This window comes from Bradyrhizobium niftali (assembly GCF_004571025.1).
GTDB lineage: Bacteria > Pseudomonadota > Alphaproteobacteria > Rhizobiales > Xanthobacteraceae > Bradyrhizobium > Bradyrhizobium niftali.
In genome coordinates, this window is the sequence record NZ_SPQT01000031.1 from 18,856 (window position 1) to 35,809 (window position 16,954).

Below are 16,954 nucleotides of genomic sequence, written 5' to 3' on the forward strand. Positions count from 1 at the left end.
CGTGGTCGACATCGCGCACCAGGCAGCGATCAATCCGGCATCGGCAAAGGCTGCCGAGGCTGCGCGCGCGCTCGTCCCGCTTGGTGCGATTGAAGCTGGCCAATGGCGCGCACTGGCGCAGCGGGCGGTCGAGCCGAACGGATATTACCTGCCCGCCTGGGAGCTCGCCGTCAGCGCAACCGCGCGCGGCCGCACGGATGCCTCCGTACTGCCCGCATTCGACGGATCCTCGACGCGGCTGATCGGGCTGATGCCGGTGATCTCGCTGTGGCGGGCATGGAAGATTCCCCTGCCCGCGCTGGTGAGCGCGCATCCCTATGGCACGCTGTGCAGCCCGCTGATCGACCGCGACGCTCCGATCGAGGCGGCGAGCCGTCTGTTGCAGCAGGCGCGCGAGGCCGGTGCCCATGCGCTCGTGCTGAACGACGTCGCGCTCGACGGCGCGGCGATGGCCTCGCTATATCAGGTCCTGAATCGTGATGGCCTGAAGCCGCGTGTCCTCAGCTCCTACATCCGCGCCAGCCTCGACGCGACGCAGGAGGGCGAGACGCTGCTGCGCGATGCGCTGGGCACCAAAAAGCTCAAGGAGTTGCGCCGCCTGCGCCATCGGCTCGAAGAGCACGGCCCCGTCGTGTTCGAGGTCGCGCGCCGGCCTGACGAGATCGGGCCCGCACTCGAAACATTCTTGCAACTCGAAGCCAGCGGCTGGAAGGGCAAGCGCGGCACCGCGCTGATCCAGCATGCGGGCGATGCGACCTTCATCCGCCGCGCGGTGCCGGCGCTGGCAGAGACCGCGCAGTGCGAGATCGTTACGCTGCGCGCCGGCACGATTCCGGTCGCCGCCGGCATCCTGCTGCGCCATCAGGACCGCGCCTTCTTCTTCAAGCTCGGCATCGACGAACGCTTTGCAAGATATTCGCCGGGCGTGCAGCTCACGCTCGACCTCACCCGCCATCTCTGCGCCGACCCCGCCATCGCCAGCGCGGATTCCACGGCAAGCGCCGACCACCCCATGATCAACCCGATCTGGCGCGGGCGGTTGGCAATCGGTGATGTGCTGATCCCGCTGCGGCGGAACGACCCGCTCGTGGCGCTCATTCACGCAGCACTGGTCGGCCTCAACGCCGCGCACGAGGCCGCGCGACGCGTGGTCCGCCGCCTCCGCAAATAAGCGAAACCTACTCCGCCGCCTGCGCGTTGATCTCCGCCGAGACCTCGCGGATGGCGCGGGCGAGCAGGTTCGGATCCTGCGCGCCGGAGACGGCGTATTTCTGCGCGAAGACGTAGGTCGGCACGCCGGAGATGCCCTTCTCGGAGGCTTCCTGCGCGTCGGCGGAGACGCGCGCGACGTCCTCGTCGGTGGCAAGGCGCCGGCGCGCGTCGTCGGCGTCGAGACCGACATCGGCGGCCGCCTGCACCAGCACGTTCACATCGGTGAGGTCGCCGCCATCGCGGAAGTACAGCTCCATCAGGCGCTGCTTCATCTCGGGCGCCTTGCCGATCGCTTCGGCCCACAGGATCAGGCGATGGCAGTCGGTCGTGTTGGGCTGACGCGCCACCAGCTCCGGCTTGTAGACGAGGCCCTCCTCGCTCGCGGCTGCGACGACGCGCCCCGCAATGCCCTTATAGGCCTCGACCGAGCCGAACTTCTTGGTGAGATAGTCCTCGCGGCTGATGCCCTCGCGCGGCACCCAGGGATTGAGGAAGAAGGGACGGAAATTCAGTTTGACCGGAACGTCGGGCACGAGCGCCAGCGCGCTCTCGATCCGGTGCTTGCCGATATAGCACCAGGGGCACACCACGTCGGAGACGACGTCGATCTGGAGCGGTTTCAGCGTGCTCATGGCAGGCGCCTCCTTCGGGCACTTCAAGGGTTCGCCCAAAGATAGGCAGAACCCGGCCCGAGGCAAGGGCGCTAGCTCATAGCTGCTGCCATCTGCTTCAGCCGCTCGGCGGTGCGCTCGTCGGCCGGAAAGAACGTCTCCAGCGCAAGCTCCGAGAGGGTGATGTCCACGGGCGTGCCGAACACCATGGTGGTGGAGAAGAAACTGAGTATCTCCCCCTCGTGGCGCAGCTTGAAGGGGATGGCGACATTGTCGCTCGACAGCGGCGCCGATCGTGCCGGGATCGGGTAGCGCTTGAGGTCGTTGTAGAGCTTGATCAGCTCCGGATCGGCCGTTGCTTCGCATTGCCGATGCAGCCGCTCCAGAAGATGCCCGCACCACTCCGCGAGATTGACCGTGCGCGGCGCCAGCGCCTCGGGATGGAAAGCGAGCCGCAGCACGTTGAAGGGCTGGCCGAGCAGCCGCTGCGGAATGCCGTCGAGGAGCGGCGCCACCATGCGGTTGGCGGAGACCAGGTTCCAGTGCCGGTCCACCGCAAGCGCGGGATTGGGCTCGTGCGCCCTGAGGACGAGGTCGATCGCCTGGCGGGCTGATTTCAAGGCGGGATCCTCCAGCGGGCGCTGCGGAAACGCCGGCGCAAAGCCGGCGGCGACCAGCAGCACGTTGCGTTCGCGCAAGGGCACGTCGAGACGCTCGGCGAGCCTCAGCACCATATCGCGCGAGGGCGCGGCGCGGCCGGTCTCGACGAAGCTCAGATGCCGCGCCGAGATCTCAGCCTCGCCCGCCAGATCGAGCTGGCTCATGCGGCGGCGCTGCCGCCATTCGCGCAAATGGTCACCGATATGGATTGGCTGGCTGCGTTCGGTCTGTGCCGTGGATGCATGTGCGTTCATGGTCGAAAACCTAGCATGCGGGGTTCATTCGTTCCATTACCCGCGAGGTAATGGATATGGGCATGTACCCACATGAAACAATTGAATTCATTTTTCGCTGGGGAATAGCGTCGATGTCCCTAAAGGGACCGGTGCACGTACCCACGATAAAAGGACAAGGCGCGAAATGCGGTCCGGTTTTGCGCCGGACCGGCGAAAGCACTATTTCAAGATCGCCTCACCTCATCGAAATCGTGATTGTGCTGAGATTGGCGGCGAACTCCATGCCCGCCTTGGGGCCTTGCAGCACGATGGTCACGCCCTTTTCGTTGCGCAGGTGGACGCCATTGATGCCGCCGACCAGGGCAGCGCCGCCGCCGACCGAACTGTAAGTCCCGGCGAAGTCGCCGACCTCGCGGATGCCCGAGGCCCGGCCATCGAGCCGGCCGATGGTCGCGCCGGCCGTGATGCCAAAACTCACGCCGGATACCTTGAACGGATAATCGCGACCACGATAGGTCAAGACGCCGTTGCCCGCGCCGCCGCCGATCAGCAGGCCCGCTTTCACGATCTTGACCCGGACCTGACCGCTCGCCTGCCCAAACGACGGCCTCGCCGGAATGGCGAACGCGAGCAGTGCGATCGCCATCAAGCAAACGGCGATCGCGCGCGGCCGAGCTCGCCTGCTCTCAGGGTTTTGCGGCATCGACCTTCTTCCAGGTCTGGTCCGGATCGAACAGCGTGGTGCGCTGGGCGATAGACTCGGTGCGCTCTCCCAAATCCTTCTGGTAGACGGTGCCAGCATGATTGACCAGGAAGGTCATGACGCCGGAATTGCCGTATTCGGCTGGCCAGGCGATCAGCGCGAAACCACCGATCATCTTGCCCTTGACGACGTAGTTGAGAGCACCGCCGGGCGCATCCGATCCCTGCCCCTTCAGGATACGGAAATAGTATCCATGATATGGGCTCGGCCCTACACTTCCGGCCTTGTAGCCTTCGGCCGAGGCGTCCGCCGCCAGTGCACCGAGTGGGCTCGGGTCGCTGTCGTCGCGCCAGAACAGGCCGTCCTTCTTGCCCGGGCTGCTGACGATGCGTTGCGCATAGACGCCAACGCCCTCACCACGATCCTTCTCGGCATATTCATTCTGGGCATCGACATAGGCGAGCGCGGTCTGGATCGCGTCGAGCTCGTTGCGGCCGATGCGACGATAGAGAACCTCGATCCGTCCCTCGGCCGTGTCGAATTCCCAGCCGCTCTTTGCATTGACGAGTGGAATTGGGAACGGGAAGTCGTCCGGCCCCAGCATCAGCGTGGCCTTCTTGTTGCCTTCCGCCTTGATCGAATGCTTGGCATCATACATCGACGTGAAGCGCTGGCGTATGTCTGCATCGGCGACCTCGTCGCCGGACGAGACGATGTCGTCGGCAGCCCTGCCGAGCACCTTGAGAATATCGCCCGGACCGCTCTTGACCGCTGCGGCAAGAGCTGCCGCTGCATCCTCGGGCGTAGAAAAGGATTGCTGCGCAAGCGCGGTCGAACCCAGCAGCACCAGCGCCATGATGCCCGGCAACGCCGCGCGATGAAGTGACTTCAGACCGATCATGGCGTGATCTCCGCGGGGATCCTCGCACCGCCGGCGAGCCAATCGCTGTAGGTGCGGAATTTCAATCCGAGCTTGTCGTAGTAGACAACCAGGTAACCGTCGTTGCCGCGGGCCACCGCCTCCGGGTTCACGCGTTCGACCTCCTGCGCCATGACACCGACATAGGCCTTGTTGCTACCGAGATAGCTGAAGCGGTAATAGCCGAGCCCGTTGGCGAGATAGCCGAGCAAGACGACGTCGTGCTTCAACGCGATATCGGAACGCCGGCCGCCGCCGCCTCCCCGTCCGCCGCCACCGCCGCCTCGGAAGCCGCCTCCGGCAGACATGCCGCCACCGCCACGCCCGGCGAAGCTCGGCCCACCGCCACCGCGGGGCATGCTCGCCATGCTCGACCGCCCGCGGGCGGAGGCCGCTGCAGCCGCTCTGCCAGAGGAAACGTTCATGGCACCGCCGCGGCTGCCTCCACCACCGCGATTGGCAGAAGCTGCGCGATTGCCGCCACCGGCGCTGCCGCGGTTGGCGGCCTTGGCGCGGTCGCCACCACCCTTGGCTCGATCGCCTCCGCCCTTCGCACTCCCCTTGGCGCGATCCGCAGCGCCGGCGCGATCGCCGCCACCGGGCCGGTCCCGCGTACCCGCACGGTCGCCGGCGCGGTCACCCGCTCGATCTCCTGCACGATCGCCCGCTCGATCAGCTGCACCGGCGCCCGGTCGATCCTTGAGGACCTGCTGGCCGTCGCGGCCGCGAAAGTCCATCCGGTCCGCGGCGCCCGCCTTCAGATTGTTGTTGCCAAAACGCTGCTGAACATTGGTGTTGTTGTAGCGCACGCCCTGGCGGTGCGCCGGATTGTGCTGCCAGCCATTTGCGATGTTGGTGGTCCGGTGATTGACATAGACGTTGCGGTTGCCCCAGTTGCAGCCGCCGCCCCAGTAATTGCCCCAGCGTCCGATCGCCCAGGCGGTCCCAAACGCGAGACCTGCCGCGACCACGCCTGCGCCGATATAGGACGGATAGCCGAAGTAATATGGCGGGTACTCCGCGTAGGGCCAGTCCCCGTAAACGGCGGCTGGCTCGTAGTACGGCACGTACATCGTTCCCGGCTCGGCCGGTTCGATGACGACCACCTGCCTGTTTTCCTGCGTCTGAACACTGACCTTCTGCTGCTTGGTCGTGACGAGCTTCTTGTTGTCATAGGCCTTGGTGCGCAATCGCTGGATCGCATCCATCACGTCCGGCTGCTGCGCGAGCACGGCGTCACCCAGGCTCTTGGTCCAATCGAGCTTGTCATTCATCATCGTCAGAACGTCCGCCGTGCTGGCGAGCGCCTTGACGCTGTCGTCCCAGGCCTGCTTCTCGACCTCAGTCTTGAGCGCATCGCCCTTCAGCGACTTGTGTTCTTTCAGCCAGCGATCGGCCTGCACGACTTCCAGCGGATAGGTCGACGCGGCCAGCACATTGGCCAGCAACTCGTCAGGATAGAGCGCGATCGGCGCCACCAGCGCTTCGAGCTGCTCGGGCTTCAGGAGTTCGGCGCTTGGCGGAGCCTGGCTTGCCGGCTGCGCCTGAGCGGTTGGAGCAGCAGGTTTGTCGGCCGTCTGCGCCGAGGCGACGGCCGGGATGGCCATCAAAAGCGCGAGCGCCATCACGATCCTGGCACAACGAAGCATCACACCCTCCATCCGAGTCACCCTTGGAGGATCGATCCGCGGCCCGATCGTTCTTTGACAAAGATCAAGGGAAATGCCTGCGTCCCGGTTGCGTTAATCGTGCTGCTGCAACGCGAAAGCCTAGCGCGCGATCGGGAGCTTGATCTTGAACAGCGCCCCGCCGGAGGGCGCGTTCTCGGCGGAAATCGTGCCATGGTGCGCCTCGACGATGGTCCGGGCGATCGCGAGGCCCATGCCCATGCCCTGCGGCTTGGTGGTGAAAAACGGATTGAAAATGCTGTTGAGATCATCCATCGCGATGCCTCCGCCGGTGTCAGCGATCCGGATCTCCGCCCAGGCACCGGAAACGTTCGTCGTTACACTGATGTCGCGTTTGCCGGCCTGAATTTCGGACATCGCGTCCAAGGCATTGACAATGAGATTGAGCACAACCTGCTGGAGGTGAATCGGATCGCCCCGGACGTAAAGTTCGGCCGTCACCGGAACGTAGTTCAACACGACGCCTCGTCCCTTGGCCACATCTGCGACGAACCCGATGACATCCCCCACGGTATCGTTCAGTTCGATGTATCGAAGTTCAAAGGGCGTCTTTTTCAGCATGCTGCGCAGCCGTCGGATCACTTCGCTCGCCCGGTGATCGTCGCGCCTGATGTCGGCCAGGATGGCTCTGAGTTCATCGAGGTTCGGCGAGGCGCTCTTCAGCATGAGCTCCGCTGTCTCGGCGTTGGTCAGGATCGCGCCGAGCGGCTGGTTCAGCTCGTGCGCGATGGAGGTCGTCATCTCGCCGGCGGCCGCATAGCGGCTGAGATGCGCGAGCTCCGCCAGGCGTTGCCGCGACTCGACGTCCGCCAGTCGGCGTCGGCGACGCTCGTGGAGTAGCCCGCTGATCAGCCCGCCCTGGACCAGGAACGCCGCTGCGATCATTGCCAATTGCCAACGATATCTTTCCCAGAGCCCCTGCTCGCGAAATAGAACCTCGCTTCCCGTCGGCAAATCACTCTCGCTGATGCCCCAACGCTGCATCTCGCGCCAGTCGTATCTCGGCGCGGCAAATCCGATCGGTTCGATCTTGATGTCGCCCGGCCTCTCGCCCGCGAAGATTCGGAGCGCCACGCTGACAGTTGCCTTGCTGGACTCGGATATCGAGTGCATCGGGCCGCCGACGGTTTCACGACCGAAAAATGCTTCCTGGTAAGAGAAAATCGGCGCGTTGGCGACGGCGTGCAGCCTGCGCAAGGCCAGATCGCCTTCGTGGGCGACGCCGGCACCGTCGACCGACATCAGTTGCCAGAACAGCACCGTATGCGGAGGCAGCGCGGAGGCACGCTTCAATATCTCCTCGAACGACAGGTCTGCGTACCAGATCAGTTCGAACCGGTTCTCGAATGGCTTGACCTCCCGTTTGAGTTCATTGAGCCAGAACCTCTCGATAGGCGATGCGCCGATGACCACGGCAATTGTCCGGGTTTCCGGCAACACCTGAAGAATGCTGCCGAAGAAGGCTCCGAAGTCGTTACGCACGGGAACGACGACGTCGTTTTTGGCCATGGCCGCCCGGTTCACCTGCCGTTCCTCGACCGCCGTCATCACCAGCGGCGTATCCGGGAAAAGCTGCTCGCGATATTTCTGGACGAAGCGCGCTGCCGGTGCTCCGAGAGTCATCACCATATCGGGCGGGCTAGTGCGGTACAGGGAGCGCAGATAGTCGACAAACGGCTCTTCAGGTCCTGGGTTGTTGAACCGGGCCGTCAGCAGCGCGTGCTCCTGGATGTCGAGTGGAAACGCGGATTGCTGTTCGAACTCGGCCTTGATGCTCCGGGCATATTCGCTCCAGGGCCGGAAGTCCCGACCAAAGGAATGGAGCAGCAGGAGCCGTTTGGGTTCGTTGTGATCGGCGGCAAGGGCCGGCGGCAGCAGAGCGGCCCAGACCAGCAGACATAGACTGAACCGTGCAACGACGATCAGCCAGCTCGACTTGATCGGGGCCGTAGCAATGCGCCCGCTCATGCTTTCTCCAGGAGAGTAGCCGCCTACTGGCCACACTCTAGCGCAAATTGTCCAGGCGCCAATCGTCCTCGCGCCATCGCATCAGCAGCGCGTGGTGAACCGGCCGTGGGCGTCCACGCCCCCGCATCAGTGCCCGCTCAGGACGAGCGTCTTGATCGGCAACAGCAGTGCCTGGATACGTAACAGCAACGCGTGCACGAGGCCGACGCCATCGACCACATGCAGCGCGATCTTGCGGAAGGTGCCCGTGTCCTTTGCGCTGATCTCTTCGTGATTACTGGTATAGGCGTTCACGATGCAGCTGCTGCCCGCCGTCACGCCGTCGAGGCCGCCTTTGTAGAGCGGTTCAAGAAAGACCAGGATGGTACCGGGACGAGCGATGTTTTGCGGATCGATCAACTGCTCGCCGGAGCGGAACTGGCCGGCGGCAATGTAGTCCTGCACCGTCGTAATCACCATCGGGATGATAACCCAGGGCTTTGACATGCAGGTCGCTTCCGCCACCATCCCTTCCTTCATCACCTGCGCCTCGATCTGGCCGAAGCCCGCCTGTAGGGCCCCGCGGCCGGCGCCTTCCGGGATCAGCACGCCGGCCGGACGCATCAACTGGTTGACGACATCGCCTGGGCGAACCAGGAACTGCTCGACGCGTCCGTCGACGCCGGCGCGAACCGTTGTCTTGTCAAGATCGACCTGGGCCTGAGCCAGCGCTGCCTCGGCGCTCGCCTTTTGTGCCGGAATGAGCGTCGTTACCTGCAAGCTCGCCGATTGCTTTGCAGCGGTGGCCGCGTCAACGCCGGCCTGGCGCTGATCGACCAGCACCTGGAGCTTCTCGATGTCGCGCTGCGGAACGATGCCGGGATTGCGGCGCTGCAGGTCGGACTTGGTGTCGAGCTCGTCCTTGGCTTGCTGATAATTGGCTTTGGCCTCCTGAATCTGCGCTTCGGCCCTGACCACCTCGGATTGCGCCGCCAACATGGACGCTTCGACCTCGGCGACCTTGCGCGCGGCGGTCTCGAACGCGGCCCGCTGCCTGGAACTGTCGAGCGTAAACAGCACGTCACCCTGCTTCACCGGTTCGCTGAATCCGACCTTCACCTCGGCCACCCGCCCTGACCCTTCGGGGAGGATGGGCACGGTGCGGAAATAGAGCGCGGCCGAAGTGGTGGAGGGATGGAAATAGAAGATCATCGTGATCAGCGAGACCGTCAGCATCAGGCAGCCGGTAATGCCCCATCTGAGCTCGTACCAGACCGAGAAGAAGGTGATCTCCTTGCCGAAACGCTTGCCCTGGGCATAGCGGCGGTAGAGGTAGTCGGGCAAAATCGTGAGGAGCGAGCAGAACATGAGCTCAAACATGGCTGCGCTCCTTCTCCTTCGCGGGCCCCGATTGTCCGGGCGGCGATAGACCAGACTCGCGAACCGATGAGGACTCCGCCAGCGCGTCCCCGGTTTCAACCGGCGTCGCATCGGCGATCTTTTCGACGGAGCCCGCAATGCTGCGCAGCGGCGTGCCGAAATCAGGAAGATCGATGAGCGCAAGCAGCAGGCCCGCGACCCAGAAGATGTGCATATGGGTAAAGAGCGAAATCAGGCCGAGTACGGCGACGAATTCGAATTGCAGCTTCTGCGACTTGTGCGCCATCCGCTCGGGCAGGCTGTGCAGTTTCCAATAGAGCGTGCCAACCCACAGCACGGTGCCGATCAGGAAGATGCCCATCACGACCATCAGCGTATCCACCCCGCTTCCCGGCGCGAGATAGAACGGTAGATGATGCGGGGCCATCGGATGAAGCTGCTCGCTCAACGGTCTCTCCTCTTCGGCCCGCGTGTTCACGTCAATGCGGCGAATGCAGTGTCGGTACCGGGTCTTGCAATTGCTTGATCTGAATCAACGGACCTGGAGCGGCCCTACCTAGCCTCGCATGAAAGCTGATGCACAACAGCCCAACAGGAGCCGCCCGCCATGCCCGGCATCGATGACCTGATCCCCAGTGCCACGCAGATCCGCAAGGAAGCAGCCCTCAAGGAGGCCGAGAAGGCGGACGAATATGCGCGGCTTGCCGCCGCCGCCGAAGCCGAGAAACGGGCCCTGATTGAACGCCTCAGCAAGCCCTCTGGCAAGACCGAAGAGGAGAAGGTCAAGCTCGCCTCGACGATCATCCAGCGTGCGGTGCGAAACGGCTTGACCGAGGTTCTGGTCTACCGCTTCCCCAACACGCTATGCACCGACAAGGGCCGCGCCATCAATCAGATGGAGAAAGGCTGGGAAAGCACATTGACCGGCATCCCGAAAGAGATCTTCCAACTCTGGACCGACCATCTGAAGCCACGTGGCTATCGCATCGCCTATCAGATCATCGATTTTCCCGGCGGCGTGCCGGGCGACATCGGCATCACGATTTCCTGGGGTGATTGAGCGCGGGACCGCCGCGTGAGACCTGACGGCGAAAGGGCGAGCATGGCCAAGGACAAGCCTGCCGAGCGGATGAAGCGCAAGGACTACGAGAAGGAATTGGAGAAGCTCCAAATCGAGCTCTGCCATCTCCAGGACTATGTCCGAGAGAACAAGCTTCGCGTCATCGTGCTGTTCGAGGGCCGGGACGCGGCCGGAAAGGGCGGAACGATCAAGGCCATCACCGAGAAGGTCAGCCCGCGCGTGTTTCGCGTGGTTGCGCTACCCGCGCCGTCGGACCGTGAGAAGACCCAGCTCTTCTTCCAGCGTTACATGGAAAAGTTTCCCGCGGGCGGCGAGATCGTGATCTTCGACCGAAGCTGGTACAACCGCGCCGGCGTCGAATATGTCATGGGCTTCTGTACGCCCAAGGAGCACGATCGTTTCCTGACGCTCTGTCCCCAGATGGAGAAGTACGTCATCGACGGCGGAATCATGCTGGTCAAGATCTGGCTCGAGGTCGGGATGGACGAGCAGGACCGCCGCTTCAGGGCCAGGATCGATGATCCAGTAAGGCAATGGAAGCTGAGCCCGATGGACCTGGAATCCTATCGGCGCTGGTACGAGTATTCTCGGGCCCGCGACCTCATGCTCAAGCGGACGAGCACAAAGCACGCGCCATGGTACATCATCCGTTCCGACGACAAGCGCCGGGCACGGCTGAACTGCATCGCCCATCTGCTGAAGGCAATCCCCTACAAGCGTATCAAGAAGGACAAGGTCAAGCTGCCGCCGCGCTCCGACAAGGGACGCTACAATGACCAGGCCGGCCTGCGCGGGATGAAGTTCGTCGCCGAGCGATATTGACGAGGATCGGGCCGCGCGATGACGCGGCTCGATCGCTCGACGCCTGAACCCTCACTGCCAACGGAGCACCGTCCCGACCGTCAGCAGCGCGTTCTCAGTATCGATACTGGTTAGGATACTGCGGACAGACCCAATTGCCGTAGGTGTCCTGATAACAGCCATTATTATTGTAGTTGTTGTTGTAGTATCCATAGGCGCCGATTGCGGCGGCCCCGGCGGCAGCACCGTAGGCTGCGCCGCGGTAGCCGTACCGGGGATAACCAGCGACCGGACGACCTGGCCGACCGGCAACGGGGTAACCTGGACGGCCCGGACGACCGGCGATCGGATGGCTCGGTCGTGGGCCTCCGACGCGATAGCCGCGTCCGCCACCACCGTGGATCCGGCCGGCGTGAACCGCGCCGCCACGATAGCCGCCACCGTGGAAGCCCCCGGCCCGCATGCCTCCTCCACCGCCGCGAAAACCGCCACCACCGCCACCGCGACGGGCGTAGGCATCATCGGGAATGAGCGTAGCGGTGAGAAGAACGAAGGCCGCAACAGCTGCGAGAAGATAACGAAGCATGGCTAGTCCTCCCTCGATATAGGGGGTGCCGTGATCCGCACTTCGACGATGCCTCGCGAATCGCGGGCGGCACCTAATGGCATTCCGAGCGGCGGTCTCCTCCGCTTGGCCTGGACGAGAGGAGCCGCCGCGCATCGAGCCGCGCTGAGGCGGCCCGATCGCTTCGCGTCTATTTCAAACGGATGGTCACACCACCCACGGCAGCCGACACTTCGGCGCCGACCTTCGGACCGCTGAGCTGCAGGATCACGCCGTTGGCGTTCTGCAGTTGAACGGCTCCCGCACCCGCCGCAATGGCGCCGCCTGCTCCGCCCACCGCGTAGGAGCCTTCGATGGATGCAGGGCCCCTCAAATTGAGGGCGCGGCCAACCAGCTTGGTGGTCGAGGCGCCGATCGTGAACCCGACGCTCATGCCGGATACGGTAAAGGGATATTTCTTGCCCCGAAGGAGCAGAACACCTTCGCCACCGCCGACGCCGACGATGAAGCCGCCCTTGGTGAAGACGACTGCCACCTGCCCGGTCTCGGCACGCGATGGCGTGCTGAAGCCGGCGACGATTGCGAGCGAGGTAGCCAGGACTGCGCCGATAGCAAGCTTTCTCATGACGTCGAGTTCCCCTTTGATTGTCGCGCCCGTTATTGAGCCAGGATCATTGCGAAGTAGCCGAACACGGTGAGCAGGATGCCCGACACGGCATAGGCGACCGGGAATCCAATCCAGGGCACCGTGCTCTGGATTTCTACCGCCGCTTCACGACATGGCCCGGAATGCGACCGAGCGCCGGCAACGCCGCCCATCAACACGGCCGGGTTGATCTTGAAGATATGGAAGCCAATCGCCCAGACGATGAACGGCGGGATCGTGCAGGCGATGAAGCCCGCGAGGAAGATTTTCAGAGCGACCGCACCCGTGAGCTGGGCCAGCAGACCGGCGCCGGCGTTGATGCCGACGATGGAGACGAAGACGACGAGACCGAGATCCTCCAGCACGTTGCGCGCCGCGTTCGGCGTGTTGCCGAAAAATCGCAACCGCGACACGATCGAAGACACGATTACGCCGGACAGCAACAGACCGCCAGCATTGCCGAGGCCGATCTTGGCGCCGAAGGCAGGAAATTCGATCCGACCGATCAGGAAACCGAGGATCATGCCCGCGGCCAGAGTCAACAGGTCGGTCGAGGTGTTGGTGCGCGCGATACGGCCCCACATCTCGCCGAGCTCGTTGACGGCCGACTTCAGTCCGACGACCGAGATGATGTCCATCCGCTCGAGCTTGGTCTTGAGACCGGCCGGGATCTGAACGCCGCCGCGTTCGACCTTGGTGACCTGCAACTGGCCGGCAATGGCTGTTTCCCGGAAAGACTCGAAGGTCCGGCCCACCACGTCCTTGTTGGTGACGAGGATGTCCGCCTGGTCCATGGGAATGCCGAGCGTCGTGGCATCGGCGACCTCGGGACCAATCAGGCCCATTTTCTCCGTGAGGTGCTGCGTCGCGCCACCAAGTGCGACGATGTCGCCCTTCTGCAGGACGAGATCGGGATCGGCACCCAACGGCTCGCCGCCGCGCCCGACGTTGACGATGCGATATTCCGGATTGCTCTTGCGGAAGCCCGCAATGGTCAGTCCGATCTGGGCCGCATTTTCCAGCCGGTAGGCGCGCAGGCCGAATTGGCGGAAACCGGTCAGGCCACCACCCTCGAGATCCTTGACGCCAAAGTCCTTCTCGTACTTTTTCGCCGCCGCCTTGGCGTCGATGCCCCACCAGCGCGGCAGGTATTTGCAGATCAGGATGATACCGACGGTGCCCCAGATATAGGTGATGCCGTAGGATAGCGCGATCATGCCGGTCGCGTCCTCGGGCTTCATGCCCTCAGGCAGCTTGACCACGCCCGAGGTGATGGCCTGTTCAGCCGAGCCGATCGCAGCCGACATGGTCTGCGACCCCGCCAACATGCCGCCGGCAGCGCCGGTCGGGAGATCGAAAAGCTTTGCGAAAATGACGACCAGCGCGAGACCGAGAATGCTCGACACCACCGCCAGGACCACGAACTTGATGCCGTCGCCCTTCAAACTGTTGACGAAGGACGGCCCGACACGCAAGCCGACACCGTACATGAAGAGGTAATAGAACAAGCTTTTGGCGAAATTGTTCAGCTCGAGCTTCACGCCGTAGCTCGAAGACCAGACCGCGAGCCCCGCGCCCACAACGATGGCGCCGGCGACCATGCCGAGGCCATAACCCTTGATGTTGGCCCGTCCAATCCAGACCGCGAGCCCGACGACGAAGAACAGCAGCAGAAACGGATTCTGCTGCAGAAAGGTGAAAAAGCCCTGCATGTTCGTCCCCTGTTATGAGGCGGCCTTCAACTTAGGCTGCGCGCCGGGCTTGGGCCGGCCGATCTTCGCCAAGGCCTCGGCCCGCACGAGCTTCAGGCCTTCCTTGGCGTCGTAGCCATGGATTTCCTTAACATCGAGCTTGCGCATGAAGTCGATGGTTTCCTGGGTGATGACCTGGCCCGGCACCATGATCGGGAAGCCCGGCGGATACGGGATCACGAAATTGGCCGAGACGAGCTCGGGCCCGGCCTTCAGCCGCCGGTCGATCTCGGGATCGTTGAGGCGGATATGCTCGCAGCCCGCGACGTTGTAGGCGGCATAGAAGCCGCTGCGGATGTCGCCTTCGTTGGTCTTGGTGCCGGCATCGCCGCGGAAGCTCGGGTGGAAATGCGAGAAGTTCGGCAAGTCAGGCACGTCGGTCATCAAGCTCTTGACCCGCGCCTCGAAGGTCTTCTTCGCATTGGCACCGCCCTGCGCAAGCCCGCGATCGACCTCGCCCGCGATCTCGGCGAGAACGCGGATGAGATGCGCGACGTCGCTGCGGGTGTTGTTGATGTTGGACTGGACGAGCACCGAGTTGCGCGAGGTCTTGTTGACCTGGATGTTGTACTCGTTGGCTAGGATGCCCTTGAACTGGGTGCCATCGTAGCCGGCCATGCCGCACACCAGCGTCATCCGGGTCGGATCGAGGCAGAACTCGTCCTCGTCCAGGCTCTTTAGCATATTCGCCCAGTTGACGCCCGGTGCGAGATAGTCGGTGAAGCCGCTCTGGCGGTATTGCGCCGGCACCATGACGTCGGCGCCGAGAATGCGGAAATACTTCGAGAGCAGCGGGTTGTTGTTGACGGCATGGCGGATGGCGAGCGCGATTTCCATCGCGTTGGCGACAAGACCGTACCCCTCCAGCTCCATCTGACGCCGCGAGATGTCGAGGCTGGCGATGAGCTGCTGGTTCGGACTGGTCGAGGCATGGGTAAAGACGGCCTCCTTGAACTGCTGCTCGACCGTGTGGAATTCGACGTCCTTGACCGAGAGCATGGAGCCCTGCCGGATCGCCGACATCGACTTGTGGGTCGAGTTGGTCTGATATACGCGCAGCCGGATCTGGCGCGGATCGGGAATTAACCGCGTCTTGAGCAGCACCTCGTTCGACGGATTCTTGCCGAGCTCGGCCTGCTGTTTCTCATAGGCCGCGATGGATTTTGAATCGTGCATCCAGGCCTCGATCTCATTAGCCGCTCCCATCGCCGTTCGTCGCCGCAGGAAAGGCGAGAAGCGCGCGAAGCCGAACCACGCTTCATCCCACAGGAAGATCAGATCCGGCTTGATGGCGAGACATTCCTCCATGACCCGGCGGGTGTTGTAGATGTGGCCATCGAAGGTGCAGTTGGTGAGATCGAGCATCTTGACGCGGTCGAGCCGGCCGTCGGCCTTGGCACCGAGCAGCGCCTGCTTGATCGTCTTCAGCGGCACCGCGCCATACATCGAATATTCCGTCATCGGGAAGGCTTCGACATAGAGCGGCTGCGCGCCTGCGAGCACCATGCCGTAATGGTGCGACTTGTGGCAGTTGCGGTCGACGATCGCGATGTCGCCGGGCGCGAGCAGCGCCTGCACCGCCATCTTGTTCGAGGTCGAGGTGCCGTTGGTGACGAAGAAGACACGGTCAGCGCCGAGCGCGCGGGCGGCTTTTTCCTGCGCCTTCTTGATGGTGCCGGTCGGTTCCAGCATGCTGTCGAGGCCGCCAGTGGTGGCGCTGCTCTCGGCCAGGAACAGGTTCGCACCGTAGAACTCGCCCATGTCGCGGATCCAGTCGGACTTGAAGATCGACTTGCCGCGGGCGATCGGCAACGCGTGGAACGTTCCGATCGGGCGCTGCGCGTATTTCTTGAGATTGTCGAAGAAGGGTGTGTCGTAACGATCCTGGATGCCTTCGAGGATCGACAGATGCAGTTCCAGCAGCTCCTCGACCGAATAGAAGATGCGGCGGACGACGCTGGCTTCTGGGTTGCCGGCCAGTTCCTCGACGTCGCGATTCGAGATCATGTAGAGATCGAGCTCGGGCCGGACCCGCTTGATGATCTGGGCAAGCCGCAGCGCGGAAGCGTCCGACTCGTCGTTGAGGCCTGCCGATGCCGTGATCGAACGGAGCACCGGCGCATTGTGACGCGAACGCAGGCCAAAACCCTCATTGATGATGACGGCCGCGATGTTGGGATTGAGCATCGTCGCGCAGAAGGCGTCTTCGAGGCTGCCTACGATGACGGGCTCATAGATGAAGGCATCGACCGGGCGCCGCAACTTGCGCCATTCGGCGGCGAGCGCCGGCCATTGGCCGGGTGCCACCCCGGTGACGATGAGGGTCTCGAAATAGGGCCTGCGTGTCGTATGCGCGCCAAAGGTCGGCGGCACCAGCTCGGGCACATCGCCATTGCCCTCCTCCTTCGTGCTCCAATCGCTGGCGTGCTGACGGAAGGATCTTGTCGTCAGGGCCACGGTGATCCGGGTCGCAAGCGCAAGCGAGGTTGCCGCATCGCCAGCCGCGGCCGCCTCCCGCAAGGCTGCCATCAGCTGCAGGCCAGGATAGCCGTGAAATTCCTCCGTCACGGAGAGATCGGCCAGCGCAGCATCATACTTCGCACGATCTCCGCCGCGGGACCATGCTTTGGCCGCCTCAACCAGATCGCGCCAATTGTCTGCCCGTCCGCCGGGCCCGGAGAAGAACTGATCGATGCGCTGCTGCGCAGGCTTGGCGTCCTTGGGCATGTCTTTCCCCATCCTTGGAGGCTCTTG

15 protein-coding genes are annotated in these 16,954 nt (G+C 63.6%); 3 read left to right on the forward strand and 12 right to left on the reverse strand.

Going from position 1 to position 16,954, the window contains the following annotated elements; genetic code table 11:
• Position 1: 1 nt before the first annotated feature.
• Positions 2-1,171 carry a GNAT family N-acetyltransferase gene (locus E4K65_RS37465; RefSeq protein WP_135178361.1) on the forward strand — a complete coding sequence of 390 codons (1,170 nt, stop codon included), beginning with the start codon at positions 2-4 and terminating at the stop codon, positions 1,169-1,171.
• A 7-nt stretch (positions 1,172-1,178) separates the two neighbouring features.
• Here E4K65_RS37465 and E4K65_RS37470 read toward each other — a convergent pair whose 3' ends face one another.
• From E4K65_RS37470 to E4K65_RS37505, 8 genes are all read right to left on the reverse strand, one after another.
• Positions 1,179-1,844 carry a DsbA family oxidoreductase gene (locus E4K65_RS37470; protein WP_135178362.1) on the reverse strand — a complete coding sequence of 222 codons (666 nt, stop codon included), beginning with the start codon at positions 1,842-1,844 and terminating at the stop codon, positions 1,179-1,181.
• A 71-nt stretch (positions 1,845-1,915) separates the two neighbouring features.
• Complete coding sequence (locus E4K65_RS37475) at positions 1,916-2,737, reverse strand: helix-turn-helix domain-containing protein (protein WP_135178363.1); 822 nt, start codon at positions 2,735-2,737, stop codon at positions 1,916-1,918.
• Positions 2,738-2,954: 217 nt separating this feature from the next.
• On the reverse strand, positions 2,955-3,422 hold the full coding sequence (locus E4K65_RS37480) for a hypothetical protein (protein WP_135178364.1): 468 nt from the start codon (positions 3,420-3,422) through the stop codon (positions 2,955-2,957).
• Complete coding sequence (locus tag E4K65_RS37485; protein WP_135178365.1) at positions 3,406-4,323, reverse strand: DUF2950 domain-containing protein; 918 nt, start codon at positions 4,321-4,323, stop codon at positions 3,406-3,408. The genes E4K65_RS37480 and E4K65_RS37485 overlap by 17 nt, the downstream gene beginning before the upstream one ends.
• Complete coding sequence (locus E4K65_RS37490; RefSeq protein ID WP_167771463.1) at positions 4,320-5,990, reverse strand: DUF3300 domain-containing protein; 1,671 nt, start codon at positions 5,988-5,990, stop codon at positions 4,320-4,322. The genes E4K65_RS37485 and E4K65_RS37490 overlap by 4 nt, the downstream gene beginning before the upstream one ends.
• 120 nt (positions 5,991-6,110) lie before the next feature.
• Positions 6,111-7,997 carry a sensor histidine kinase gene (locus E4K65_RS37495; protein WP_167771464.1) on the reverse strand — a complete coding sequence of 629 codons (1,887 nt, stop codon included), beginning with the start codon at positions 7,995-7,997 and terminating at the stop codon, positions 6,111-6,113.
• A 126-nt stretch (positions 7,998-8,123) separates the two neighbouring features.
• Complete coding sequence (locus E4K65_RS37500; protein ID WP_135178368.1) at positions 8,124-9,356, reverse strand: HlyD family secretion protein; 1,233 nt, start codon at positions 9,354-9,356, stop codon at positions 8,124-8,126.
• Complete coding sequence (locus tag E4K65_RS37505) at positions 9,349-9,783, reverse strand: hypothetical protein (RefSeq protein ID WP_167771474.1); 435 nt, start codon at positions 9,781-9,783, stop codon at positions 9,349-9,351. The genes E4K65_RS37500 and E4K65_RS37505 overlap by 8 nt, the downstream gene beginning before the upstream one ends.
• 180 nt (positions 9,784-9,963) lie before the next feature.
• Here E4K65_RS37505 and E4K65_RS37510 point away from each other — a divergent pair, with 180 nt between their 5' ends.
• Together E4K65_RS37510 and ppk2 are read left to right on the forward strand one after the other, a co-directional pair.
• Positions 9,964-10,416 (forward strand): hypothetical protein, encoded by a 453-nt coding sequence (locus tag E4K65_RS37510; RefSeq protein WP_135178370.1) that lies wholly within the window; start codon positions 9,964-9,966, stop codon positions 10,414-10,416.
• Positions 10,417-10,458: 42 nt separating this feature from the next.
• Entirely contained in the window at positions 10,459-11,259 is an 801-nt protein-coding gene (ppk2, locus tag E4K65_RS37515) for a polyphosphate kinase 2 (RefSeq protein ID WP_135178371.1), read from the forward strand.
• 94 nt (positions 11,260-11,353) lie between these two features.
• On the opposite strand, the gene E4K65_RS37520 is transcribed toward ppk2, so the two are convergent.
• The 4 genes from E4K65_RS37520 to E4K65_RS37535 all read right to left on the reverse strand — a co-directional run bounded on the left by E4K65_RS37520 (position 11,354) and on the right by E4K65_RS37535 (position 16,927).
• Positions 11,354-11,824 carry a hypothetical protein gene (locus E4K65_RS37520; RefSeq protein WP_135178372.1) on the reverse strand — a complete coding sequence of 157 codons (471 nt, stop codon included), beginning with the start codon at positions 11,822-11,824 and terminating at the stop codon, positions 11,354-11,356.
• 169 nt (positions 11,825-11,993) lie between these two features.
• Positions 11,994-12,428, reverse strand: coding sequence for a hypothetical protein (locus E4K65_RS37525; RefSeq protein WP_135178373.1), 435 nt, complete (start codon positions 12,426-12,428; stop codon positions 11,994-11,996).
• A gap of 32 nt (positions 12,429-12,460) precedes the next feature.
• A complete protein-coding gene (locus E4K65_RS37530) occupies positions 12,461-14,161 on the reverse strand; it encodes an aspartate:alanine exchanger family transporter (protein WP_135178374.1) in 1,701 nt (566 codons plus the stop codon).
• A 12-nt stretch (positions 14,162-14,173) separates the two neighbouring features.
• Positions 14,174-16,927, reverse strand: coding sequence for a decarboxylase (locus tag E4K65_RS37535; protein WP_167771475.1), 2,754 nt, complete (start codon positions 16,925-16,927; stop codon positions 14,174-14,176).
• Between the last annotated feature and the right edge of the window lie 27 nt (positions 16,928-16,954).